The 24941-nt window shown below is 70.9% G+C and carries 18 protein-coding genes and 3 rRNA genes; 1 reads left to right on the forward strand and 20 read right to left on the reverse strand.

What is annotated here, in order from left to right; all coding sequences use genetic code 11:
* The first annotated feature begins 27 nt into the window (after positions 1 to 27).
* Entirely contained in the window at positions 28 to 1227 is a 1200-nt protein-coding gene (locus BJ968_RS02570) for a DUF1015 family protein (protein ID WP_179748947.1), read from the forward strand.
* A gap of 121 nt (positions 1228 to 1348) precedes the next feature.
* On the opposite strand, the gene rrf is transcribed toward BJ968_RS02570, so the two are convergent.
* The 20 genes from rrf to infC all read right to left on the reverse strand — a co-directional run bounded on the left by rrf (position 1349) and on the right by infC (position 24745).
* A 5S ribosomal RNA gene (rrf, locus tag BJ968_RS02575) occupies positions 1349 to 1465 on the reverse strand.
* 223 nt (positions 1466 to 1688) lie between these two features.
* A 23S ribosomal RNA gene (locus BJ968_RS02580) occupies positions 1689 to 4858 on the reverse strand.
* Between the two features lie 595 nt (positions 4859 to 5453).
* Positions 5454 to 6971, reverse strand: a 16S ribosomal RNA gene (locus tag BJ968_RS02585).
* Together the 16S, 23S and 5S rRNA genes form the textbook arrangement of a ribosomal RNA operon.
* 477 nt (positions 6972 to 7448) lie before the next feature.
* Positions 7449 to 8717, reverse strand: coding sequence for a tyrosine--tRNA ligase (gene tyrS, locus BJ968_RS02590; protein WP_179748949.1), 1269 nt, complete (start codon positions 8715 to 8717; stop codon positions 7449 to 7451).
* The gene (locus tag BJ968_RS02595; RefSeq protein ID WP_179748951.1) at positions 8714 to 9367 is read right to left on the reverse strand and encodes a DNA-3-methyladenine glycosylase; all 654 of its coding nucleotides are present in this window, start codon (positions 9365 to 9367) and stop codon (positions 8714 to 8716) included. The genes tyrS and BJ968_RS02595 overlap by 4 nt, the downstream gene beginning before the upstream one ends.
* Positions 9352 to 10794, reverse strand: coding sequence for an argininosuccinate lyase (gene argH / locus BJ968_RS02600; RefSeq protein WP_179748953.1), 1443 nt, complete (start codon positions 10792 to 10794; stop codon positions 9352 to 9354). The genes BJ968_RS02595 and argH overlap by 16 nt, the downstream gene beginning before the upstream one ends.
* A complete protein-coding gene (locus tag BJ968_RS02605; protein ID WP_179748955.1) occupies positions 10794 to 11354 on the reverse strand; it encodes an arginine repressor in 561 nt (186 codons plus the stop codon). The genes argH and BJ968_RS02605 overlap by 1 nt, the downstream gene beginning before the upstream one ends.
* Complete coding sequence (gene argF / locus BJ968_RS02610) at positions 11351 to 12271, reverse strand: ornithine carbamoyltransferase (RefSeq protein WP_179748957.1); 921 nt, start codon at positions 12269 to 12271, stop codon at positions 11351 to 11353. Before argF ends, BJ968_RS02605 begins: the two co-directional genes overlap by 4 nt.
* Positions 12268 to 13518, reverse strand: coding sequence for an acetylornithine transaminase (locus BJ968_RS02615; protein ID WP_425491560.1), 1251 nt, complete (start codon positions 13516 to 13518; stop codon positions 12268 to 12270). The genes argF and BJ968_RS02615 overlap by 4 nt, the downstream gene beginning before the upstream one ends.
* Positions 13519 to 13544: 26 nt before the next feature.
* Positions 13545 to 14459: an acetylglutamate kinase gene (gene argB, locus BJ968_RS02620; protein WP_343077772.1), complete on the reverse strand. Its 915-nt coding sequence runs from the start codon at positions 14457 to 14459 to the stop codon at positions 13545 to 13547.
* Positions 14460 to 14467: 8 nt separating this feature from the next.
* Positions 14468 to 15619: a bifunctional glutamate N-acetyltransferase/amino-acid acetyltransferase ArgJ gene (argJ, locus tag BJ968_RS02625; RefSeq protein WP_179748961.1), complete on the reverse strand. Its 1152-nt coding sequence runs from the start codon at positions 15617 to 15619 to the stop codon at positions 14468 to 14470.
* Positions 15616 to 16680, reverse strand: coding sequence for an N-acetyl-gamma-glutamyl-phosphate reductase (argC, locus tag BJ968_RS02630; protein ID WP_179748963.1), 1065 nt, complete (start codon positions 16678 to 16680; stop codon positions 15616 to 15618). Before argC ends, argJ begins: the two co-directional genes overlap by 4 nt.
* A 37-nt stretch (positions 16681 to 16717) precedes the next feature.
* The gene (locus BJ968_RS02635; RefSeq protein ID WP_218884721.1) at positions 16718 to 17509 is read right to left on the reverse strand and encodes an SDR family NAD(P)-dependent oxidoreductase; all 792 of its coding nucleotides are present in this window, start codon (positions 17507 to 17509) and stop codon (positions 16718 to 16720) included.
* A gap of 19 nt (positions 17510 to 17528) precedes the next feature.
* The gene (gene pheT / locus BJ968_RS02640; RefSeq protein ID WP_179748967.1) at positions 17529 to 20102 is read right to left on the reverse strand and encodes a phenylalanine--tRNA ligase subunit beta; all 2574 of its coding nucleotides are present in this window, start codon (positions 20100 to 20102) and stop codon (positions 17529 to 17531) included.
* A complete protein-coding gene (gene pheS / locus BJ968_RS02645) occupies positions 20102 to 21232 on the reverse strand; it encodes a phenylalanine--tRNA ligase subunit alpha (protein ID WP_179748969.1) in 1131 nt (376 codons plus the stop codon). The genes pheT and pheS overlap by 1 nt, the downstream gene beginning before the upstream one ends.
* A gap of 71 nt (positions 21233 to 21303) precedes the next feature.
* The gene (locus tag BJ968_RS02650; RefSeq protein ID WP_179748971.1) at positions 21304 to 22404 is read right to left on the reverse strand and encodes an ATP-binding protein; all 1101 of its coding nucleotides are present in this window, start codon (positions 22402 to 22404) and stop codon (positions 21304 to 21306) included.
* Between the two features lie 59 nt (positions 22405 to 22463).
* Positions 22464 to 23303: a TrmH family RNA methyltransferase gene (locus BJ968_RS02655; protein ID WP_179748973.1), complete on the reverse strand. Its 840-nt coding sequence runs from the start codon at positions 23301 to 23303 to the stop codon at positions 22464 to 22466.
* A 31-nt stretch (positions 23304 to 23334) separates the two neighbouring features.
* Positions 23335 to 23724, reverse strand: a complete 390-nt coding sequence (gene rplT, locus BJ968_RS02660) for a 50S ribosomal protein L20 (protein ID WP_106208455.1) — start codon at positions 23722 to 23724, stop codon at positions 23335 to 23337.
* 98 nt (positions 23725 to 23822) lie between these two features.
* A complete protein-coding gene (gene rpmI, locus BJ968_RS02665; RefSeq protein ID WP_179748975.1) occupies positions 23823 to 24017 on the reverse strand; it encodes a 50S ribosomal protein L35 in 195 nt (64 codons plus the stop codon).
* Positions 24018 to 24112: 95 nt separating this feature from the next.
* Positions 24113 to 24745, reverse strand: a complete 633-nt coding sequence (infC, locus tag BJ968_RS02670) for a translation initiation factor IF-3 (protein WP_179756100.1) — start codon at positions 24743 to 24745, stop codon at positions 24113 to 24115.
* Positions 24746 to 24941: the final 196 nt, after the last annotated feature.

Below are 24941 nucleotides of genomic sequence, written 5' to 3' on the forward strand. Positions count from 1 at the left end.
GCTGTCGTCGACCGTAGGATGCGACGGGTGGAGGACCTACGCACGGGGACGCGCGCCGTGCCCGGCTCGCCGGTGGGGACGTCCTCCCCGAGCGGACCCCTGCTGCACCCCTTCGGCGGGCTGCGTTACGCGCAGCGGGTCACCGGCCCGCTGTGGCGACTGCTCGCTCCGCCCCATACCGAGATCGACAAGGCCCGCCGGGCCGACCTCCTCGCCTCGTCGCCGTACGTCGTCACGCACCTGGAGCGCCCGGAGTACGGACACGACACCCGGCAGCGGGAGGTGAACCGGTGGTTGGAGGCCGGCGCCCTCGAGCAAGACGCCCCGGGCCTGTACGTCGTCCGCCAGCACGGGACGACGGGGACCCGTCACTTCCTGGTGGGTGCCCTCGAGGTGCTGCCCCACGACCCGCGCGTGCGCCCGCACGAGGGCGTGTTCGAGCAGGCGGTGGACGCGCGCCTGGAGCGGCTCGAGCGGACGGGAGTCGACTCCGAGCCCGTCCTGCTGGTCGACAGCGATCCGTGGCCGCTGGAGTGGAGACACCCGGAGCACGTGGGGCAGCTGCTCTCCAGCGCGTTCGACCAGGACGGGAACCCTCTGCTCGAGGTGTGGCAGCTGCGCGATCCCGACGTCGTGCGCGCCCTGGCCCGGGCGTCGGCGAAGCACCGCTTCCTCATCGCCGACGGTCACCACCGTCACGCCGCCGTGCAGCGGTCAGCGGTGCGTCGCGGCCGCGCTGAACGACTGCTGGTCGCGGTGGCCGACGACACCACCGAGCCAGTGGACCTGCAACCGCTGCACCGGGTCCTGCCCCGGGAGGCCGCCGAACGCGTCGTGGAGCGGGCGCACCACCGTCGGCCGGTGCTTCTGACCACCGTCGAGGACATCGCGCGGGTCGCCGGCGGTCTGCCTCCTGACCAAGCCCTCGTCCTGCTCCCCGACCGTGCGGTGGTCGTGGAAGGAGCGCCCACCACCGGTCCAGCGGTGGGGAGCGGAGCGTGGGTGGACGACGCGGTGCGCGCCGGGGGCACCGCCGCCGAGGACGTGCGGTACCTGCGGGAGCTCTCTGAGGTACGGGCCGCGGTGGGCGATCGGGCGGCCATCCTGCTGCCCCGCACGGACCTCGCTGCTCTGCAGGTCCTCGTGCGTGAGGGCCGCCTCCTGGGGAGGAAGACGACGTCCTTCCGCCCCAAGCCGCTGGCCGGGGCCGTCCTGCGTCTGCGCTGACGACCAGCGCCTACAAGGCGCACGACCGGTGCCAGGTGGACGCAGAAGAGGGGAAGCCCCGTCCGCACGCTTGACGCGTACAGAGGAACTTCCCCTCTCCATCTCACTGCGAAGAGTGAGTGGCCGGCGGTGACCTACTCTCCCACCCAGTCTCCCGAGCAGTACCATCGGCGCTGGTGGGCTTAGCTTCCGGGTTCGGAATGAGACCGGGCGTTTCCCCACCGCTATGACCACCGGACCACACAGGCCAGGATCCAAACCACCCCACCACCACACACGAGCACGCCTGCGCATGCACCACGAGTGGCGGTGGGCGGGTTCTCTCCCGAGAACCACACAATGGACGCGAACACTCAAGCAGCAACTGCTCATCAAAGCATCAAGATTGTTTGCACTCTCCACCCACACCATCACCCACCACACCAATCCTTACGACTGGCCCTGATGGTGGCTGGTGCGTGGTAGACAAGTGATCGGCTTATTAGTACCGGTCAGCTCCACAACTCGCTAGTCGTTGCTTCCACACCCGGCCTATCAACCCCGTCATCTCCAGGGAGCCTCCCACCCCACAAGGGGCACGGAAACCTCATCTCGAAGCAGGCTTCCCGCTTAGATGCCTTCAGCGGTTATCCCTTCCGAACGTAGCCAACCAGCCATGCCCTTGGCAGGACAACTGGCACACCAGAGGTTCGTCCGTCCCGGTCCTCTCGTACTAGGGACAGCCCTTCTCAAGTTTCCAACGCGCGCAGCGGATAGGGACCGAACTGTCTCACGACGTTCTAAACCCAGCTCGCGTACCGCTTTAATGGGCGAACAGCCCAACCCTTGGGACCTACTCCAGCCCCAGGATGCGACGAGCCGACATCGAGGTGCCAAACCATGCCGTCGATATGGACTCTTGGGCAAGATCAGCCTGTTATCCCCGGGGTACCTTTTATCCGTTGAGCGACCGCGATTCCACACTCCACGGCCGGATCACTAGTCCCGACTTTCGTCCCTGCTCGACATGTCTGTCTCACAGTCAAGCTCCCTTGTGCACTTACACTCAACACCTGATTGCCAACCAGGCTGAGGGAACCTTTGGGCGCCTCCGTTACTCTTTAGGAGGCAACCGCCCCAGTTAAACTACCCACCAGGCACTGTCCCTGATCCGGATCACGGACCGAAGTTAGACATCCAGAACGACCAGAGTGGTATTTCAACGATGACTCCACACCCACTAGCGTGAGCGCTTCACAGTCTCCCACCTATCCTACACAAGCCGTCCCGAACACCAATACCAAGCTATAGTGAAGGTCCCGGGGTCTTTCCGTCCTGCTGCGCGTAACGAGCATCTTTACTCGTAGTGCAATTTCGCCGAGTTCGCGGTTGAGACAGCAGGGAAGTCGTTACGCCATTCGTGCAGGTCGGAACTTACCCGACAAGGAATTTCGCTACCTTAGGATGGTTATAGTTACCACCGCCGTTTACTGGCGCTTAAGTTCTCAGCGTCCCCACGTGAGTGGGTAACCGGTCCCCTTAACGTTCCAGCACCGGGCAGGCGTCAGTCCGTATACATCGTCTTACGACTTCGCACGGACCTGTGTTTTTAGTAAACAGTCGCTTCCCCCTGGTCTCTGCGGCCCTCAAACGCTAGTGAGCAAGTCACTTCACGCCTCAGGCCCCCCTTCTCCCGAAGTTACGGGGGCATTTTGCCGAGTTCCTTAACCACGATTCACTCGCACGCCTCGGTATTCTCTACCTGACCACCTGAGTCGGTTTAGGGTACGGGCGGCTCGAACCTCGCGCCGAGGCTTTTCTAGACAGCATGGGATCACCCTACTTCCCCCCTACGGGGTCACCATCAGGTCTCAGGCCCGACATCAAAGTCAGAGGTGCGGATTTGCCAACACCTCGCCCTACACCCTTGGACGTGGACAACCATCGCCACGCGGAAGCTACCCTCCTGCGTCACCCCTGTTAATACGCTTGACTACTACCGGATCGGGCCACACGCTCCACCCACCCGCGCCCGAAGGCAACGAGGGGCTTTGGGTGCTTAGCATCCCCGGCCTCGCCATGGACGGTTCTACACCGGTACGGGAATATCAACCCGTTGTCCATCGACTACGCCTGTCGGCCTCGCCTTAGGTCCCGACTTACCCAGGGCGGATGAACCTGGCCCTGGAACCCTTGGTCAATCGGCGGACGGGGTTCTCACCCGTCATTCGCTACTCATGCCTGCATTCTCACTCGCGTGCAGTCCACAACGGGTCACCCCCCTGCTTCACCCCACACACGACGCTCCCCTACCCACCCACACACCTGCCCCAGCCGGCCAGACCACACATCCGAAGACATGCCGTCATCCGTACTGGAGGGGTTCACATGTGAGTGCCACAGCTTCGGCGGTGTACTTGAGCCCCGCTACATTGTCGGCGCGGAATCACTTGACCAGTGAGCTATTACGCACTCTTTCAAGGGTGGCTGCTTCTAAGCCAACCTCCTGGTTGTCTGCGCAACTCCACATCCTTTCCCACTTAGCACACGCTTAGGGGCCTTAGCTGATGATCTGGGCTGTTTCCCTCTCGACTACGAAGCTTATCCCCCGCAGTCTCACTGCCACGCTCTCACTTACCGGCATTCGGAGTTTGGCTGACGTCAGTAACCCGGTGGGGCCCATCGGCCATCCAGTAGCTCTACCTCCGGCAAGAAACACGCGACGCTGCACCTAAATGCATTTCGGGGAGAACCAGCTATCACGGAGTTTGATTGGCCTTTCACCCCTACCCACAGCTCATCCCCCAGGTTTTCAACCCTGGTGGGTTCGGTCCTCCACGCGGTCTTACCCGCGCTTCAACCTGGCCATGGGTAGATCACTCCGCTTCGGGTCTAGAGCACGCGACTAAGAACGCCCTCTTCGGACTCGCTTTCGCTACGGCTACCCCACCCGGGTTAACCTCGCCACGCACCACTAACTCGCAGGCTCATTCTTCAAAAGGCACGCCGTCACAGGTACAAGCCTGCTCCGACGGATTGTAGGCACACGGTTTCAGGTACTATTTCACTCCCCTCCCGGGGTGCTTTTCACCATTCCCTCACGGTACTTGTCCGCTATCGGTCATCAGGAAGTATTTAGGCTTACCAGGTGGTCCTGGCAGATTCACACGAGATTCCACGAGCCCCGTGCTACTCGGGAGGCGCTCCCAGGGAGGCCGCGATGTTTCACCTACGGGGGTCTCACCCACTACGCCGGACCATCCCAGGCCCTTCGGCTACACCACGACTTTCTCACTCCCCGAACCGGTGGTAGCCGGCTCCGAAACACTCCCACAACCCCGCCACCGCAACCCCTACCAGGTCTCACACGGAAACGGTTTAGCCTCATCCGCTTTCGCTCGCCACTACTCACGGAATCACTGTTGTTTTCTCTTCCTGTGGGTACTGAGATGTTTCACTTCCCCACGTTCCCTCCACACACCCTATACATTCAGGTGCGGGTGACCGCCCATGACGACGGCCGGGTTCCCCCATTCGGACATCCTCGGATCACCGTTCGGTTGCCAACTCCCCGAGGCTTAACGCAGGCTCCCACGTCCTTCATCGGCTCCTGATGCCAAGGCATCCACCATGCGCCCTTACACACTTGACCACCACACACCACCCACCACCACACCCACCAACACCACGAAGGCACTGATGACAGAACCGAAGTCCCAACGGCGACGAACGATGCGCAGATCAAGAGGCAAACAATCATAAAAACCACAAAGACACTCAAACCCACCCCGAGTCACCCCAGAGCAAAGGTTTGAGATCAGAGGATCTACTCGACGAACACCACTACAAAAGATGTTCGCGTCCACTGTGCAGTTCTCAACAGACAACCCGACACCCACCCCTACACGACCCGCACCAGACACCGCGCATCCCCCGAAGAGAACCCACAGCCGATGTGCAAAGCCAGGACAGGCCCAGACCTAGAGTTCACGACCTTCCGGCCGGTCCCTCAGGACCCAACAGTGCGCCAGGTGCCCACCTCAACCCCCACCGTCTGTTCCATCCACCCACCGCAAGCGATGAGGAGGAGTACTGAGACGAGAAAGCGTCGATGAGCACCGTGTTGATGTTCCACCCTCGAGCACCAGCCGCCGAACACATGCCGGCTGAAACTGGTCCACCCACACCCGCCCCCACCCCGGACGACGCCGGCGTGAAGTACTGCGAGTGTGGTTGATGCTCCTTAGAAAGGAGGTGATCCAGCCGCACCTTCCGGTACGGCTACCTTGTTACGACTTCGTCCCAATCGCCAGTCCCACCTTCGACAGCTCCCCCCCTGACGGGTTGGGCCACCGGCTTCGGGTGTTACCGACTTTCATGACGTGACGGGCGGTGTGTACAAGGCCCGGGAACGTATTCACCGCAGCGTTGCTGATCTGCGATTACTAGCGACTCCGACTTCACGGGGTCGAGTTGCAGACCCCGATCCGAACTGAGACCAGCTTTTTGGGATTCGCTCCACCTCACGGTATCGCAGCCCTCTGTACTGGCCATTGTAGCATGCGTGAAGCCCAAGACATAAGGGGCATGATGATTTGACGTCATCCCCACCTTCCTCCGAGTTGACCCCGGCAGTCTCCCATGAGTCCCCACCCGAAGTGCTGGCAACATGGAACGAGGGTTGCGCTCGTTGCGGGACTTAACCCAACATCTCACGACACGAGCTGACGACAACCATGCACCACCTGTACGCGACCAACTAAATGACACCCCATCTCTGGGATTCCACCGCGCATGTCAAGCCTTGGTAAGGTTCTTCGCGTTGCATCGAATTAATCCGCATGCTCCGCCGCTTGTGCGGGCCCCCGTCAATTCCTTTGAGTTTTAGCCTTGCGGCCGTACTCCCCAGGCGGGGCGCTTAATGCGTTAGCTGCGGCACGGAATCCGTGGAATGGACCCCACACCTAGCGCCCAACGTTTACGGCATGGACTACCAGGGTATCTAATCCTGTTCGCTCCCCATGCTTTCGCTCCTCAGCGTCAGTAACTGCCCAGAGACCCGCCTTCGCCACCGGTGTTCCTCCTGATATCTGCGCATTTCACCGCTACACCAGGAATTCCAGTCTCCCCTACAGCACTCAAGTGTGCCCGTACCCACTGCAAGCTCAGAGTTGAGCCCTGAGTTTTCACAGCAGACGCGACACACCGCCTACGAGCTCTTTACGCCCAATAATTCCGGACAACGCTTGCACCCTACGTATTACCGCGGCTGCTGGCACGTAGTTAGCCGGTGCTTCTTCTGCTCCTACCGTCACTTGCGCTTCTTCGGAGCTGAAAGAGGTTTACAACCCGAAGGCCGTCATCCCTCACGCGGCGTCGCTGCATCAGGCTTTCGCCCATTGTGCAATATTCCCCACTGCTGCCTCCCGTAGGAGTCTGGGCCGTGTCTCAGTCCCAGTGTGGCCGGTCGCCCTCTCAGGCCGGCTACCCGTCGTCGCCTTGGTAGGCCATTACCCCACCAACAAGCTGATAGGCCGCGAGCCCATCCCCAGCCGAAAAACTTTCCACCCGCACTCGATGCCGAGGCAGGTCGTATCCGGTATTAGCCACCGTTTCCAGTGGTTGTCCCAGAGCCAGGGGCAGGTTGCTCACGTGTTACTCACCCGTTCGCCACTGATCCCCCCCGAAGGGGTTCACCGTTCGACTTGCATGTGTTAAGCACGCCGCCAGCGTTCGTCCTGAGCCAGGATCAAACTCTCCGTCGAAAAACCATCCGCAACCACCCAAACCGGCCCGAAGACCAGCCAAGCAGCCACGTAGATCATTTCACTTCATAGTCGACCCTTGGACTCGAAACTCCACCCCCCACTGGCGTGAAAGAGGCGGAGGTCAATCCCAAAGGAATCCCCGATCCCCACCCACACAGGAGCGAGAACCATTGGGGGTTAATGCATTGGCATCAACATTTATGGCACACTGTTGAGTTCTCAAGAACCGGACGCACCCACCCCGAACCGACCCCCACACGAGGGCCAGCGGAAGAGGGGCAACTTTCCCACCTTAACCAGACACCAGGCCAAACTGCAACCCAGCCCCGATCGAGGCTTCCGGCGCCACCCCACCAGACGCGGTCCACCCCAGCTCGTGAGCTTCAGGTTTTCCGCCCCGCCGGGGCGACATGAAGAACAGTACGTGGCCGCCGGGGCACGAGGCAAATCGATCATGCCCCGGCGGCGGATCGCCTACTGCGGCAACGGAAGTGCCACCGCGGCGAGGGACTTCTTGCCCCGCCGCAGCACGGCGTAGCGGTCGTGCAGGAGCGCCACGTCGGCCAGGGTCGCCTCGGGGTCGGTGAGCTTGACGTTGTTGACGTACGCCCCGCCCTCCCCGATGGTCCGGCGGGCGCCGCTGAGGCTCGGAGCCAGGCCGGTGTCCGCGAAGAGCTGGGCCAGGCGGACGCCCCGGTCGGCCGGCGCGGTGGTCGGCAGCTCCTCCAGCGCCCCCCGCAGAGTGCGCTCGTCGATGCCGTCGAGCTCGCCCCCCCCGAACAGGGCCGACGAGGCCTGCTCGACCGCCACGGCGGCCGCCTCGCCGTGGACCAGGGCGGTCACCTCGTGGGCCAGGGCGCGCTGCGCCGCCCGGGCGCGGGGGTTCTCCTGCACCGCGCGGCCCAGCTCCTCGATCTCGGCGGGGGTGCGGAAGCTGAAGGCCTTGAGGTAGTCGAGGACCTTCGCGTCCTCGGCGTTGAGCCAGAACTGGTAGAAGGCGTAGGGCGAGGTCAGCTCCGGGTCCAGCCACACGGCACCGGCCTCGGTCTTGCCGAACTTCGTCCCGTCGGCCTTCGTCAGCAGCGGCGTCGCCAGGGCGTGGACCGTCCGCTGGTCGACGCGGCGCACCAGCTCGCACCCGGCGGTGATGTTCCCCCACTGGTCGGACCCACCCAGCTGCAGCGTGCAGCCGTGCAGCCGGTGCAGCTGGAGGTAGTCGTTGCTCTGCAGGAGGACGTAGGCGAACTCGGTGAAGGAGATGCCCGTCGTAGCCAGGCGCTTGGCCACGGCCTCGCGGTCGAGCATGCGGTTGACGCTGAAGTGCTTGCCCACGTCCCGCAGGAACTCGATGGTGGACATCGACTGCGTCCAGTCGAGGTTGTTGACCATGGTCGCGGCGGCGGGACCGTCGAAGTCCAGGAACGGCACGATCTGGGCCTGCAGGCCCGTCACCCAGTCGGCCACGACCGACGGGTCGTTCATCGTCCGCTCCGCCGACGGGCGCGGGTCCCCCACCAGGCCCGTGGCCCCGCCCACGAGGATCAGCGGGCGGTGCCCCGCCTGCTGCAGCCGCCGGGCCGTCAGGACCTGCACGAGGTGGCCGACGTGCAGGCTCGCCGCCGTCGGGTCGAAGCCGACGTAGTAGGTGAGCGGACCCGTCGCCAGAGCCTCCCGCAGCGCGGCCTCGTCGGTGGACTGCGCCACCAGGCCCCGCCACTGCAGTTCGTCCCAGACGTCGCTCACGACTCGTCCGCTCCTCGGGTTGCTCGTGCTCCGGGCGACCGTCGCCCGCCGACACGGTACGCGGAGACGGTGGGGTCGTTCACGAGGGAAGCGCGCCAAGGCGTGGCAGCACCCGCTCCCGCGACCCCCACCCGCGGCCCCCACACCACCTGCTCGTCCGGGACCGGCCGCCCGGGCAGGACCTCCAGCGACGAGCCGCCGCAGACGTCCACGCCGTCCTGGGCCCGGTCCACGCCGAGGGCCTGCGTCAGCCGGGCCGGCCCGCGGGCCAGGTCCACGTCCTTGCGGGCCGCGACGCGCCGGGACCGCGCCAGCTCCAGCCCCTCGACGACCTCCCCGGCCCGCAGCAGGACCGCCGAGGCGGTGCCCACCGGCCCGCAGACGAGGTTCACGCACCAGTGCATGCCGTAGGAGAAGTAGACGTAGGCGTGGCCGGCCTCGCCGAACATCACCCGCGTGCGCGGGGTCGGGCCGCGGAAGGCGTGCGAGCCGGGGTCGGACTCCCCCGCGTACGCCTCGACCTCGGACAACCGGACGCCGACGACCCCCTCGGGCGTGGTGTGGCGCACGACGCGGCCGAGCAGGTCGCGCGCCACCTCCAGCACGTCGCGGTCGTAGAACGACCGCGCCAGGGTCAAGGGCGCGCCCACGCCAGGTGCCTCGCGAGCGCGTCCTGCGCGGCCTCGAGCTGCTCGGCCACGCGCACCGGGGCCGTCCCGCCGATGCCGTCGCGCGAGGACAGCGACCCCGCGGTCGAGAGCACGTCCTTGACCTCGGGGGTCAGGTGCGGGGACACCTCGCGCAGCTCCTCCACCGTGAGGTCCCACAGCTCGACGCTGCGGCCCTCCTCGGCCGACCGCTGCTCGCACCGGCGCACGCAGGCGCCGGAGATCTGGTGGGCGTCCCGGAAGGGGACGCCCTGGCGCACCAGCCACTCGGCCACGTCGGTGGCCAGCGCGAAGCCCTGCGGGGCCAGGGAGGCCATCCGATCGGTGTGGAAGTGCAGCGTGGCGACCATCCCCGCAACGGCCGGCAGCAGGACCTCCAGGGTGTCGACCGCGTCGAAGACGGGCTCCTTGTCCTCCTGCAGGTCCCGGTTGTAGGCCAGCGGCAGGCCCTTGAGCGTCGCCAGCAGCCCCGTGAGGTCGCCGATGAGCCGGCCGGCCTTGCCCCGCGCGAGCTCGGCGACGTCGGGGTTCTTCTTCTGCGGCATGATGCTCGACCCCGTCGACCAGGCGTCGTCGAGCGTCACGAAGGAGAACTCCTTGGTGGCCCAGACGACGACCTCCTCGGAGATGCGCGAGAGGTCGACCCCGATCATCGCGGCGACGAAGGCGAACTCCGCCGCGACGTCGCGCGAGGCCGTCCCGTCGATCGAGTTCTCCACGCTGCGCGTGAACCCCAGCTCGTGCGCCACGGCGACCGGGTCCAGCCCCAGGGAGGAGCCGGCCAGCGCCCCCGAGCCGTACGGGGACACCGCCGCCCGGGCGTCCCAGTCGCGCAGGCGCTCGACGTCGCGCAGCAGCGGCCAGGCGTGGGCCATGAGGTGGTGCCCCAGCAGGACCGGCTGGGCGTGCTGCAGGTGCGTGCGGCCCGGCATCGCCGCCGCCGGGTGGGCCGCGGCCTGCGTCAGGAGGGCCTCCACGACGTCCAGCACCAGTCCGGCGACGACGCGGGCGTGCTCGCGCAGGAACATCCGCAGCAGCGTGGCGATCTGGTCGTTGCGCGAGCGCCCCGCCCGCAACCGGCCGCCGACGTCGGCGCCGACCCGTTCGACGAGGGCCCGCTCGAGGGCGGAGTGGACGTCCTCGTCGTCGGGCGCGGGGACGAACGCCCCGGACACGACGTCGGCCTCCAGCGCGTCGATCCCCGCCAGCAGCGCCTGCAGCGTCGCCTCGTCGAGCAACCCGGCCGTGCGCAGGACGCGCGCGTGGGCGCGGGACCCGGCCAGATCGTGGCGGGCGAGGCGGAAGTCGAAGTGCGTCGACTTCGACAGCGCCGCCATGGCCTGCGCGGGGCCGGTGGCGAAGCGGGCGCCCCACAGCCCCTTCTCGCCCTGCTGGGTGTTCTCAGACATCACACGTCCACTTCGTTCTCGGGGTCGGTCGGCAGGTCGTCGGGGGTGGTGCGCCGGGCCAGGGCGAGGAAGCGGGCGGCGACCGCGTCGCCGCCGAGGGGGTCGCGGGTGATCACGAGGACCGTGTCGTCGCCGGCGATCGTGCCCAGCAGCGCCGGCATCACCGAGTGGTCGATGGCGCTGGCCAGGAACTGCGCCGCACCCGGCGGGGTGCGCAGGACGACGAGGTTGGCCGAGGCCTCGGCGCTGACGAGCAGCTCCTCGCACCAGCGGGCCAGGCGGGCGTCCAGGACCTCCTGGCGGACACCGCTGCGCGGGGTGCGGTCCCCGCCCTCGGCCGGGAGGGCGTACACCAGACCGCGGTCGCCGTCGCGCACCTTCACCGCGCCGAGCTCGACGAGGTCGCGGGACAGCGTCGCCTGCGTGACCGCGACGCCCTCCTCGGCGAGGTGGGTGGCCAGCTCGGTCTGCGAGCGCACCGGGAAGCGGGCGAGCACCGTGGCGATCCGGTCGTGCCGGAACGCCTTGGTGCCCGCTCCCGCACCCGGTGTCAGGCTCACCGCGACTTCTCGAGCAGCCAGACGAGCAGCGCCTTCTGGGCGTGCAGTCGGTTCTCGGCCTCGTCCCACACGACCGAGCGGGGTCCGTCGAGGACCTCGGCGTCGATCTCCTTGCCGCGGTAGGCCGGCAGGCAGTGCAGGACGATCGCGTCGGGCTTCGCGGCGCTCAGGAGGCGGGAGGTCAGGGAGAACGGGCGGAACCGCTCGAACTCCTGCCCCTCCTGGCCCATCGAGATCCACGTGTCGGTGGCCACCACGTCGGCACCGGCCACGGCCTCGACGGCGTCGGAGGTGACCGTCACCGAACCGCCGGTCCTCGCCGCGACCGCCTGGGCGCGGGCGATGATCGCGGGGTCGGGCAGGTCGGAGGCGGGGGTGCCGATCCGCACGTGCAGACCGGCGGTCGCGCCGCCGAGCGCGTAGGAGTGGGCCATGTTGTTCGCGCCGTCACCGACGTAGGCCAGCGTGAGGCCCGCCAGCTCCCCCTTGTGCTCGGCGACCGTCTGCAGGTCGGCGAGGATCTGGCACGGGTGGTAGTCGTCGGTGAGGGAGTTCACGACGGGGACCCGGGAGTGGGCGGCCATCTCCTCCAGACCCGCCTGCGAGAACGTCCGCCACACGATGGCCGCGACCTGGCGCTCCAGGACGCGCGCGGTGTCGGCGACGGGTTCCCCACGGCCCAGCTGGGAACCGGCGGCGTCGATGACCAGCGGGGCCCCGCCCAGCTCGGCGACGCCGACGCTGAAGGAGACTCGGGTCCGCGTGGAGGGCTTGTCGAACAGCAGGGCCACCGTCCGCGGGCCCTCCAGGGGCCGCTCGGCGAACCGGTCGGCCTTCAGGCGGGCGGCCAGGGCCAGGACCTCGGCCTGCTCGGCCGGCGTCAGGTCGTCGTCGGCGAGGAAGTGCCGGACGCTCACGAGCTCACCCCTTCTCCCACGGTGTCCAGGATCTCGGGCAGGGCGGCGACGAAGGTGTCGGCCTGCGCGGTGGTCAGCACCAGCGGGGGCGCCAGGCGGACCGTGTCGGGGCGGGCGGCGTTGACGATGAAACCGCGGGCCAGGGCCGCCTCCGCGACCTTCGGCGCGACGGGCGCCGTCAGCGCCACGCCGAGCAGCAGGCCCTCCCCGCGCACGCCCTCGACGAGGGGGTGCCCCAGCGACTGCACGGCGGTGCGCAGGTGCGCGCCCACGGTCCGGACGTTCTCCAGCAGCCCGTCGCGCTCCACCGCGTGCAGCACGGCCAGGCCGGCGGCGGCCGCGACGGGGTTCCCGCCGAAGGTCGTGCCGTGCTGGCCGGCCCCCAGCAGGGTGGCGTTGGCCGGGCCGAAGGCGATGACGCCGCCGACGGGGACGCCGCCGCCCAGGCCCTTGGCGACGGTCACGACGTCGGGGACGACCCCCTCGTGGCGGGGGTTCTGGAACGCGAACCACTCCCCGGTGCGGCCGATGCCGGTCTGCACCTCGTCGAGGACGAGGAGGGCACCGTGCTCGGCGGTGATCCGCCGCGCCCCGGCGAGGTAGCCGTCGGGGGCGGGGACGACGCCGTTCTCGCCCTGCAGCGGTTCGAGGAACACCGCGGCCGTGGCCCCGTCGACGGCGCGGCCGAGCGCGCCCAGGTCGCCGTAGGGCACGAACTCGACGCCGCCGGGCAGCGGCTCGAACGGGGCCCGGTAGGCCTCCTTCGCCGTGAGCGCCAGCGCACCCATGGTGCGGCCGTGGAACGCGCCGAGCGTCGAGACGACCTTCGTGCGGCCGGTGCGGCGGGTCATCTTGAACGCGGCCTCGTTGGCCTCGGCGCCGGAGTTGGCGAAGAACACCGCCGAACCCTGCGGGGCGCCGGCCACCTGCAGCAGCCGTTCGGCCAGGGCGACCTGCGGCGCGGAGGCGAAGAAGTTCGAGACGTGCCCCAGCGTCGTCAGCTGCGCCGTCACGGCCGCCACGAGCAGGGGGTGGGCGTGGCCCAGGGAGTTGGTCGCGATCCCGCCGAGCAGGTCGAGGTACCTGTTCCCGTCGGCGTCCCACACGTAGGGGCCCTCGCCGCGGACCAGGACGCGCTGGGGGGTGCCGAAGGTCTGCATGACCGAGCGCGCGTAGCGGTCGAGCCACGCCTGCGACGATCCGTCGGTCACGGGCAGCGCCTCGGCGGTCCCGCCTTCCGGCCTCACGAGTTCCACATCTGCTCCCTGGGGGATCACGGCACGACCATCGTGCCGTTGCCGGAGGTCGTGAAGACCTCCAGCAGGACCGAGTGCGCCTGCCGGCCGTCGATGACGGTGGCGCGGGGGACCCCGCCGCGCACCGCGCGCAGGCAGGCCTCCATCTTGGGGACCATGCCCGACTCCAGCGAGGGCAGGAGGTCGGCCAGGTCGTCCGCACCGATCTCGCGCACGAGGGAGTCGGTGTTCGGCCAGTCCCGGTACAGCCCGGCGACGTCGGTCATGACGACGAACTTCTGCGCGCCCAGCGCGACGGCGATGGCCGAGGCGGCGGTGTCGGCGTTCACGTTGAGGACCCGGCCGTGGACGGGGTTCCCCTCGTCGTCGACCTCGGGCGCGACGGTGGAGATGACCGGGATGCGGCCGGCGTCGAGCAGGTCGACGACGGCGCGCGGGTCGACGCCCACGACGTCGCCCACGAGGCCGACGTCGACGGGTTCGCCGTCGACGACCGCGGCGCGGCGCGTGGCGCGCAGCAGGCCCGCGTCCTCCCCCGACAGGCCGACGGCCAGCGGGCCGTGGGCGTTGAGGAGGCCGACGAGCTCACGCCCCACCTGGCCGGTGAGGACCATCCGGACGACGTCCATCGTCTCGGGGGTCGTGACGCGCAGCCCGCCGCGGAACTCGCTGGGGATGTCCAGCTTCTTCAGCATGGTCGAGATCTGCGGGCCACCGCCGTGGACGACGACGGGCCGCAGGCCGGCCGTGCGCAGGAACACGACGTCCTGCGCGAACGCCCGCTTGAGCTCGTCGTCGACCATGGCGTTGCCGCCGTACTTCAGGACGACGAGGGCGCCGTGCCACTTCTGCAGCCACGGCAGGGCCTCGACGAGGACGCTGGCCTTGTCCTGGGCGGACAGCTCGGGGAACTCGCTCACGGGGTCGCTCACCGGGCCGCTCACGAGGAGTACGCGCTGTTCTCGTGGACGTAGGCGTGGGTCAGGTCGTTGGTCCACACCGTGGCGGTCTCGGGACCGGCCTTGAGGTCGATGCGCACGCGCACCTCGCGGGGGCCCAGGTCGACCCTGGAGGGGTCGGCGTGCGGGGTGCCGTCGACGCAGACCGCGACGCCGTTCAGGCTCACGTCGAGGGTCTGCGGGTCGAAGCGCGCCGACGTCGTGCCGACCGCGGCCATGACGCGGCCCCAGTTGGGGTCCTTGCCGAACACGGCGGCCTTGAAGAGGTTGTTGCGGGCGACCGAGCGGGCCACCTCGACGGCGTCGGCCTCGCTGGCGGCGCCGACGACCTCGATGGCGATGTCGTGGTCGGCGCCCTCGGCGTCGGCCACGAGCATCCGGGCCAGGTCCGCGCAGACCTGTCGGACCGCCTCGTCGAACGCCGCGGGCTCCGGGGTCACCCCGGCGGCGCCGGAGGCCAGGAGCACGACGGTGTCGTTGGTGGACATGCAGCCGTCGGAGTCGACGCGGTCGAAGGTCGTGCGGGTCGCGGCCCGCAGCGCCCGGTCGAGGTCGGCGGCCTCGACCGCGGCGTCGGTGGTGAGGACGACGAGCATGGTGGCCAGGCCGGGGGCGAGCATGCCCGCCCCCTTGGCCATGCCGCCCACGACGAAGCCGTCGCCGCTGGCGATGGCCTGCTTGGAGACCGTGTCGGTCGTCATGATGGCCGTGGCGGCGGCCGTACCGCCCTCCAGGGCCAGCCCCGCGAACGCGGCGCGGACGCCGTCGAGCACCCGCTGCCGGGGCAGCTCCACGCCGATCAGGCCCGTGGAGCAGACGACGACGTCGCCGGCGCCGCAGCCGGCGAGCTCGCCGACCAGCTCGGCCGTGGCGTGCGTGGTCTGGAAACCGGCCGGGCCGGTGAAGCAGTTGGCCCCGCCGGAGTTCAGGACGACGGCCCTCAGGTGGCCGTCGGCGCTGGCGCGCTCGCTCCACAGCACCGGGTGCGCCTTGCACCGGTTGGAGGTGTAGACGGCCGCGGCCGCGTCGAGCGGGCCGTCGTTGACGACGAGGGCCAGGTCGGGCCGGCCGGAGGCCTTGAGGCCGGCGGTCACCCCGGCGGCCCGGAAGCCCTGGGCTGCGGTCACGCTCACGGAGCCACTCCCACGGAGGTCAGGCCGGCGGCCTCGGGCAGGCCGAGGGCGGTGTTGACGGACTGCACGGCACCGCCGGCCGTCCCCTTGACGAGGTTGTCGATGGCGGCGACGACCACGACCCGGCCGGTGTGCTCGTCCACGGCCAGCTGCAGGACGCAGGAGTTCGCGCCGTGCACCTGGGCGGTCGTGGGCCACTGCCCGGGGGGCAGCAGGTGGACGAACGCCTCGTCGGCGTAGGCCTCCTGCCACGCGGTGCGCACGTCGGCGGCCGCGACGCCCTCCGCGAGCGCCGCGGTGCACGTGGCGAGGATGCCGCGCGACATGGGGGCGAGCGTCGGGGTGAACGACACCGTGACGTCCCGGCCCCCGGCGAGGGTGAGGTTCTGCTCGATCTCGGGGGTGTGCCGGTGGCCGCCGCCGACGCCGTAGGGGCTCATCGAGCCCATGACCTCCGAGCCCAGCAGGTGGGGCTTGAGCGCCTTGCCCGCCCCGGAGGTGCCCGAGGCGGCGACCACGACGACGTCGGTGGGCCGCAGCAGGCCCGCGGCGAAACCGGGGGCCAGCGCCAGGCTCACCGCCGTCGGGTAGCAGCCGGGGACGGCGATGCGCCGGGCGCCCACGAGGTTCTGGCGCTGGCGGCCCCCGCCGGCGAGCGGCAGCTCGGGCAACCCGTAGGGCCAGGTGCCGGCGTGCTCGCCGCCGTAGAACCGCTCCCAGACCGCGGGGTCGGTGAGCCGGTGGTCGGCGCCGAGGTCGACGACGAGGACGTCGTCGCCGAGCTGGGCGGCCAGCGCCCCGGAGGTGCCGTGCGGCAGGCCCAGGAAGACGACGTCGTGGCCGGCGAGCACCTCGGGGGTGGTGGGCTGCAGGACGCGGTCGGCCAGCGGCAGCAGGTGCGGCTGCAGCTCGCCGAGGCGGCTGCCGGCGTTGGAGGCGCCGGTCAGGGCGCCGATCTCGACGTGCGGGTGGTTCAGCAGCACGCGCAGGACCTCGCCACCGGCGTAGCCGCTGGCCCCTGCGACGGCGACCGACAGCCGCTTCCCGGGTTCCATGTGCATGACCATACACCGGCTCGCCTAGTCATGCATCGAGGGGTCAGCCGAGCGGGTCCTCCGGCCCGTAGGGCGCCACCACGAGCCGCCGCGCCGCCGGGTCCAGCCGGTCCTGCACCGCCAGCAGCGCCTCCGGCGTGTCCACCCCGACCCGCAGGAACCGGCCCGACCAGGCGTCCAGGCGGCCCGAGGCGATGGCCAGGACCATCTCCACGACCGCCTCCGGGTCCGTCCACTCCGTGCGGTCGGCGTGCTGGCTCATGCTCGTCGACATGGCCGTGCGCACCACGCCCGGGGACAGCTCGAAGGCGCTCAGCCCGTGCTCGGCCCCGGCCGCCGCGATCGCCCCGCCCAGCCGGAAAAGCGCCGCCTTGCTCGCGCCGTACGCCGCGTACCGGCCGCTGTCCTTCGACGCCGACCCCGAGCTGAGGTCCACGACCCGGCCGGACCCGCGCGCCACCATCCCCGGCAGCACGGCCCGGGCGACGTGGAAGGCGCCCAGGACGTTGGTGTCCAGGACCGCCTTGACCTGCGCCGGGTCCGCCTCCCACGGCGGGACCTCCCGGTCCTCGATCCGCCCGGCGGCCTGCACCAGCAGGTCCAGACCGCCCAGCTCCAGCTCCAGGGCGTGCACCCCGGCCGCCACCGCGGCGTAGTCGGTGACGTCGAAGGCCGTCGCCACGGCACGACCGCCCTCGCCGGTGATCTCGTCGACGAGGTCGTCCAGCAGCCGGGCGCCGCGGGCCACCACGGCCACGGTGAACCCGGCGCGCGCCAGCCCCAGCGCCACCGCACGGCCGATGCCCTGGCTGGCACCGGTCACGAGCGCGCGCACCGGCTGCACCTGCGGGAGGTCAGACACGCTGCGTGGCCCCCGTCCGCTCGGTCGCCACCGCCACGGCCGCGTCGCGGGCCGCGCTGGCCTCCTCGGCCGTCAGCGTCCGGTCCGGGGCGCGGAACCGCAGCGCGAAGGCCAGCGACTTGCGGCCCGGCCCGACCTGGGCGCCGGTGTAGACGTCGAACAGGTGCAGGTCCTCCAGCAGCGGCCCCGCCCCGGCCCGCAGCGCGGCCTCGACCGCACCCGCGGGCACGTCGGCGTCGACGACGAGCGCCACGTCCTGGGTGGCCGCCGGGTAGCCGGACAGCTCCTGCACCTGCACGCTCGCGCCCACCTGGGCGAGCAGGACGTCGAGGTCCAGCTCGAAGGCGGCGGCCCGCGCGGGCAGCTCCAGGGCCGCGACCGCAGCCGGGTGCAGCTCCCCGGCGTACCCGACGACGTGCCCGGCGGTCGTGGTGATGCGCGCGCAGCGCCCCGGGTGCCACGGCGCCCGCTGCGCGGCCTCGACGACGACCGGCACACCCGCGGCCGCCGCCACCGTGCGGGCCGCGTCGACCGCGTCCGCCCACGTCGCCGTCTCACCGGCGTGCAGGGAGCCGTCCCCGCCCACCCCGGCCGGGCGCCGCAGACCGGTCAGCACGCCCGCCACGTGCAGCGGCTGGGCGGGCACCGCGGCCAGCAGGGCCGCCAGCTCCTCCTCGCCCGGCCGGCTCGCCGCGCTGAGGACCTGCGCAGCCGGCGCGCCCGGCGTCGGGTGCACCACCGTGCCCAGCTCCACCAGCGCCAGGTCGCGCAGGCTGCGGGAGACGTTGCGGCGCACCACCTCCACCAGCGAGTCCAGCAGGCTGGTGCGCATCAGCGGCTGCTGCTCGGAGAGCGGGTTGGCCAGCCGCAGCGCCGTGCGGCGCGGGTCGTCGGCCGCCAGCCCCTGCGCGTCGTGCACGGCCGCCGCCACGAACGGGTAGCTGAGCACCTCCACGAAGCCGTCGTCGGCGAGGGCGCGCGCGATCGAGCGGCGCGCGCGCTGGCCCGGGGTGAGCCCGCGCCCGGCGGGCGCGGCCGGCAGCACCGAGGGGATCGCGTCGTAGCCGCGCAGCCGGGCGACCTCCTCGACGAGGTCGACGGCCTGACGCAGGTCCGGGCGCCACGAGGGCGGGACGACCTCGAGCCGGCCGTCCCCGCCACCCACCGCGCAGCCGATCTCGGTGAGCGCGGCGACGACCTCCGCCTCGCCGACGTCCGTGCCCGTCAGGCGGGCGGGGAAGCCGGCGTCCAGCGCGATGGTCGGCGAGGGGGCCGGGCCGTCGCCGAGGAGGACGTCGGTGGCCGTGGTGTCGGCGGTGCCACCGCCGTGCTCGACGAGCAGTCGCACCGCCAGCTCGGCCACCTGCGCGGTCATCGCCGGGTCGACGCCGCGCTCCCAGCGCTTGGCGCCCTCGGTGGGCAGCTTGTGGCGGCGCGCGGTGCGCGCGACCGTCACGGGGGTGAAGTGGGCCGCCTCGACGAGGACGTCGGTGGTGCTCGCGGACACCTCGGTGCTCTGCCCGCCCATGACCCCGGCCAGCGAGAGCACCCGCGAGGTCCCCGGCTCACCGGGGACCTCATCGGTGATGAGCAGGTCCTGCGGGTGCAGGGCGCGCTCGACGCCGTCGAGGGTGGTCAGGCGCTCCCCCGCGCGGGCGCGGCGGACGACGAGCTCTCCCTGCAGCGCACCGAGGTCGTAGGCGTGCAGCGGCTGCCCCGTCTCGAGCATGAGGTAGTTCGTCACGTCCACGGCCAGCGAGATCGAGCGCATCCCGGCCTGGCGCACGCGGTCGGCGATGAAGCGCGGGGTCGGCGCGGCCGGGTCGATCCCGCGGACCGTGCGGGCCACGAAGCGGTCGCAGCCGGCGGCGCCGTGGATCGGCGCGTCGTCGGTCAGCCGCACCGGGTAGCCGGGACCGGTGGGCTCCGGGACCTCGACCGCGACGGGGTCGCGGAAGACCTGCGCCACCGGCCGGCGCGTGCCGTGCGCGTACTCGCGGGCGATGCCGCGGACGCTGAAGCAGTACCCGCGGTCGGGGGTGACGTTGACCTCGACGGTCTCCTCGGCCAGGCCCAGGAGTTCCAGGGCGTCCTGCCCCGGCGTCAGCTCGGCGCCGGGCAGCAACCGCGTCAGGACGACGATCCCGTCGTGGTCGTCGCCCAGACCCAGTTCGCGCGCCGAGCAGATCATGCCGTCGGAGACGTGGCCGTAGGTCTTGCGGGCGGCGATGCCGAACCCGCCGGGCAGTTCCGCGCCGGGCAGGGCGACGACGACGAGGTCGCCCTCGACGAAGTTGTGCGCACCGCAGACGATCCCGCGGGACCCCTCGCCGTCGTTGTGCTCCGGGCCCACGTCGACGTGGGTCCAGTTGATGGTCTTGCCGTTCTTCTGGGGTTCCTTCACGAGGTCCAGGACGCGGCCCACGACGAGGGGGCCGGTGATCCCCGCGGTGTGGATCCCCTCCTCCTCCAGGCCGACGCGCACGAGGGAGGCGGCGACGTCGGCGCCCCGCGCCCCGGGTTCGAGGTCGACGTGCTCGGCCAGCCAGCTCAGCGGGACGCGCATCAGAGGTCCCCCTCCCCCGCCGCGACGGCCGGGGCGACGGTCGCCACCCCGGAGGCCGACAGGTCCTCCACGCCGAACGCCCGGCTGAACCGCACGTCACCCTCCACCATGTCGCGCATGTCCGTCACCCCGTTGCGGAACATCAGCGTCCGCTCGATCCCCATCCCGAACGCGAACCCCTGGTAGCGGTCCGGGTCGATCCCGCAGGCGCGCAGCACGTTCGGGTTGACCATGCCGCAGCCGCCCCACTCGATCCAGCCGCGCTCGGCGTCGCGGCCCAGCGAGAAGCGCAGGTCCAGCTCGGCGCTGGGCTCGGTGAACGGGAAGAACGCCGGGCGCCAGCGGGTCTCGACGGCGTCGCCGAACATGGCGCGCGCGAAGTGGTCCAGGGTGCCCTTGAGGTGGGCCATCGTCAGGCCCTCGTCGATCGCGATGCCCTCCAGCTGGTGGAAGACCGGGGTGTGAGTGGCGTCCAGCTCGTCGGTGCGGAAGACCTTGCCGGGGCAGACCACGTACAGGGGGACCCCGCGCGTGAGCAGCGAGCGCGCCTGCACCGGGGAGGTGTGGGTGCGCAGCACCAGCCCGGACCCGGCACCGCCCTCGGCGTCGGCGACGAAGAAGGTGTCCTGCATCTGCCGCGCCGGGTGGTCGACGTCGAAGTTCAGCGCGTCGAAGTTGAACCACTCCGCCTCGACCTCGGGGCCCTCGGCGACCTCCCAGCCCATCGCGGTGAACACGTCGGCCACGCGCTCCATGAGCAGCGGCAGCGGGTGGCGCGCGCCGCGGTCGGGGCGGGCCACCGGCAGCGTGACGTCGACGACCTCCTCGCGCAGGACGCGTTCGACGTGCTCGGCCTCCAGGACCTCCGTGCGGGCGGCGATGGCGGCATTGAGCCGCCCGCGGGCCTGCCCGACGCGCTTGCCCGCGGCCGCCTTCTCCGGACCGGGCAGGGTGCCGATGGCCCGGTTGGCCAGGGCCAGGGCGCTGCGGTCCCCCGCGTGCGCCAGGCGGGCGCTCTTCAGCTCCTCCAGGTCGGAGGCGGCGGCCACGGCCGCCAGGGCGGCGTCGAGAGCCGCCTGGACGCTGGCCTCGTCGACGGCGCCGTCGGGGGCGTCGGGCAGGTCGGACATCGGGGTGGGCACTCCTCGGCGAAGCAGGTGGGTCTGGTCCACCCCGATCCTCCCAGACGCCGCGCGGGGGCTCAGTCCCCCGGTGCCGCCGGTTCCCCGCCCGGCAGGCGGACCGTGAACCGGGCCCCGCCGGAGGGGGCGGAGTCGACGTCGATGTCCCCGCCGTGCGCCTCGACGAGGCCGCGGGTGACGTACAGGCCCAGGCCCGTCCCGCTGCGCGCCCCGCCGTGCCAGAACTTGGAGAAGACGTAGGGGCGGTTCTCGGCGGGCACGCCCTCGCCGCTGTCGTCGACCGTCAGGACGAGGGAACCGTCCTGGGCGCTGACGTCCACCGCGACCGTCCCGGCCCCGTGCCGGACGGCGTTGTCGACGAGGTTGGTGACGACCTGGGCCATCCGGTCGGGGTCGGCCCACAGCTCGGGCAGGTCCCCGGCCACCGTGAGGACGAACCGCTCGTCGTCGTACCCGGCCGTCCGCAGGCGGTCGACGTGCTCGCGGACCAGGCCCGCGAGGTCCATGGGGCGGCGGTGGACGGTCAGCCGCCCGGCGTCGACCCGGGCCACGTCGAGCAGGTCCCCGACCAGCCGGCTGACGCGCTCGGCGTCGGCCTGGACGGTCGAGAGCATGAGGCGCTTCTGCTCGTCGGTGAAGCGGTCCCACCGGCGCAGCAGGCTCGCGGTGAACTGCTTGACCGACGTCAGGGGCGAGCGCAGCTCGTGGGCGACGGTGGCGATCAGGCTCGTGGTGTCGGTCTCGGCGCGCCGGCGCTCGTCGGGGGTGCGCAGGGCGAGGACGGCGCGCTGCAGGGCCCCGCTCCCGTCGCGGCGGAACCTCGCCGTCACGAGCAGCTCGGCGCCGCCGGGCAGCAGCAGCAGCCGTTCGGGGTGACCGTCGGCGTCGACCCCGGCGGGCCAGCGGCCCGCCTCGCGCAGCACGTCCCACCAGCGGCGGCCGGAGGTGTCCTGCAGGGGCAGGGCCCGCCGCAGCGGGATCCCGACGAGCTCGGTGCGCGGGCGGCCCAGGAGGCGCTCGGCGGCCGGGTTCAGGTCGGTGATGGAACCGTCGCCGGCGATGACCAGCACGCCGTCGGGCAGGTCGTCGAGCACCAGGGCGGGCAGCACGACGGGGACGGCCGACGACGCGGCCTCGGCGCTCCCCCTCGCCTCGGGCACGGTGCGACATTAGGGCATCGGGCCCCGCGCACCACCCGGAGCGGGCGCCGGGGAGCCGGTCAGCCGGGGCCGGCGCGGTGCGCGCGGGCGCTGGCGTACAGGCACACGACGGCGGCCGTGGCCAGGTTCAGGCTCTCGGCCCGCCCGTGCAGGGGAACGCGGACGACGGCGTCGGCCAGCGACCGGCCCCGCTCGTCCAGGCCCGCGGCCTCGTTGCCGAAGACCCACGCGGTGCGGCGGCGCAGGTCGATCCGCCCGGCCGTGCCGCGGGCGGCCTCGTCGGCGAGGTCGTCGAGGTCGAGCTCGCCCTCCCCGTCGGCGGCCAGGACGGTGCACCCGCTGCGCTGCAGCGCCGTCACGGCGTCCTCCAGCGGGACGCCCACGACGACGGGCAGGTGGAAGAGGCTGCCGGCGGTGGAGCGGACGCACTTGGGGTTGAAGACGTCGACGCTGCTGGAGGTAAGCACCACGGCGTCGGCCCCGGCGGCGTCGGCCGCGCGCAGGACGGTGCCCGCGTTGCCGGGGTCGCGGACCCTGTCCAGGACCGCGACCAGCCGCGGCTGCACCGCCAGGACCTCCTCGAGGCCGGCCGTCGTGGTGGGGCACACCGCGACCAGCCCCTGCGGGGTGACGGTGTCGGTCATGGCGGCCAGGACCTCGTCGGTGACGGTCCACGCCTTCGGGGCCCCGGCGACGATGCCGGGGTGGCGCGCGGCCGCCTCGGCGGTGGCGTACAGCTCGAGGGCGGCGCCGGCGGCCACGGCCTCGCGCACGGCCTGCGGACCCTCGGCGAGGAACCGGCCGTGGCGCTGACGCGCGGAACGCCCGGTCAGCGCCCGGACGGCCCGCACCCGCTCCGCTCGAGGGTTCGAGAGGACGGGGAGGGCGTCGTGGGGCACTGCCGGGCGTTCTGCGTCGGGGGTCAGCGGATCAGGCCGCGGAACCCTCGGCGGCCGCGGGAGCGGCCGGGACGGCGGCCTTGGCGGTCTTGACCAGCGCCGAGAAGGCGGCCGGGTCGGACACGGCCAGCTCGGCCAGCATGCGACGGTCGACCTCGATCTCCGCGGCCTTCAGGCCCTGGATGAAGCGGTTGTACGTCATGCCCTCGGCGCGCGCCGCGGCGTTGATGCGCTGGATCCACAGGCGGCGGAAGTCGCCCTTGCGGGCCTTGCGGTCGCGGTAGGCGTAGACGAGGGAGTGGGTGACCTGCTCCTTCGCCTTGCGGTACAGGCGCGAGCGCTGGCCGCGGTAGCCGCTGGCCTGCTCGAGGACGGTACGACGCTTCTTCTGGGCGTTCACTGCGCGCTTGACGCGTGCCACGGGGTGCTCCTAGTCAATCGGGTGCGGGCGCTGCGGGGCCTGGTGGCCGCGCGCCCGCCGGGTGGTCGGGGGAACCGGTCCGGTGGACCGGCCGCGGATCAGATGCCGAGGAGCTTCTTGATCTTCTTGGCGTCCGCGGGCGACACGACCGCGTCGACCGAGAGGCGACGGGTGCGCTTGCTCGGCTTCACCTCGAGCAGGTGGCGCTTGTTGGCGCGCTCGCGCATGACCTTGCCGGTGCCGGTGGTGCGGAAACGCTTCTTGGCGCCGGAGTGGGTCTTGTTCTTGGGCACGTCTTCTCCTGGGTTCGTGCCGGGGGTGTCCCCCGGCCTGGTCTGGCGATCGACCCGCGGGAGCGTGCCTCCCGCGGGCCGTGTCAGTGGTGCGTTCAGGACGCCGTGGCGGCCGTCTCGTCCGGCGCGGCGTCGGCCGGTCCGCCCTCCGCGGGGGCCTGGGCCGGCTGCGCGGCCTCGGCGTCCTTGCGGCGGCGTTCCTCGGCCTTGGCCTCGGCCTTCTTCTTGTGCGGCCCGATGACCATGACCATGTTGCGGCCGTCCTGGCGCGGCGAGCTCTCGACGCTGCCGAGGTCGGCGACGTCCTCGGCCAGGCGCTGCAGCAGCCGGAAACCCATCTCCGGGCGGGACTGCTCGCGGCCACGGAACATGATCATGACCTTGACCTTGTCGCCGGCCTTGAGGAACCGCTCGACGTGGCCCTTCTTGGTGCCGTAGTCGTGCGGGTCGATCTTCAGACGGAACCGGATCTCCTTGAGGATCGTGTTCGTCTGGTTCTTGCGGGCTTCGCGGGCCTTCATGTCGGACTCGTACTTGAACTTGCCGAAGTCCATGAGCTTGCAGACCGGCGGCCGCGCCGTCGGAGCGACCTCGACCAGGTCGAGGCCTGCTTCGTCCGCCAGCCGCAGCGCGTCCTCGACGCGCACGATGCCGACCTGTTCGCCGTTGGGGCCCACGAGCCGCACCTCGGGAACACGGATGCGGTCGTTGATGCGGGGCTCGCTGATGTGCTGCTCCTTCGTCGTCGTCGAGGCCGCCGGACACGAGGAAGGCCCCCGTGCGCGGACGCGCGACGGAGGCCTGGCCGGATCCGACGGCACCTGACGTCCACGGCGCGCTCACGGGGAGCACGACGACGACGGGCGCCGCAGCGCTCCTCCGGGGAGGAGCGCGGACCGGGACCCGCGGCGCTGTGGGCACCGG

This window comes from Kineococcus aurantiacus, assembly GCF_013409345.1.
GTDB lineage: Bacteria > Actinomycetota > Actinomycetes > Actinomycetales > Kineococcaceae > Kineococcus > Kineococcus aurantiacus.

What these genes read in the sequence shown, in the direction of transcription:
- argC (WP_179748963.1), bottom strand. Translation starts at nt 16,680, where the DNA reads ATGCACATGGAACCCGGGAAGCGGCTGTCGGTCGCCGTCGCAGGGGCC.
- argH (WP_179748953.1), bottom strand. Translation starts at nt 10,794, where the DNA reads ATGTCTGAGAACACCCAGCAGGGCGAGAAGGGGCTGTGGGGCGCCCGC.
- pheT (WP_179748967.1), bottom strand. Translation starts at nt 20,102, where the DNA reads ATGCGCGTCCCGCTGAGCTGGCTGGCCGAGCACGTCGACCTCGAACCC.
- pheS (WP_179748969.1), bottom strand. Translation starts at nt 21,232, where the DNA reads ATGTCCGACCTGCCCGACGCCCCCGACGGCGCCGTCGACGAGGCCAGC.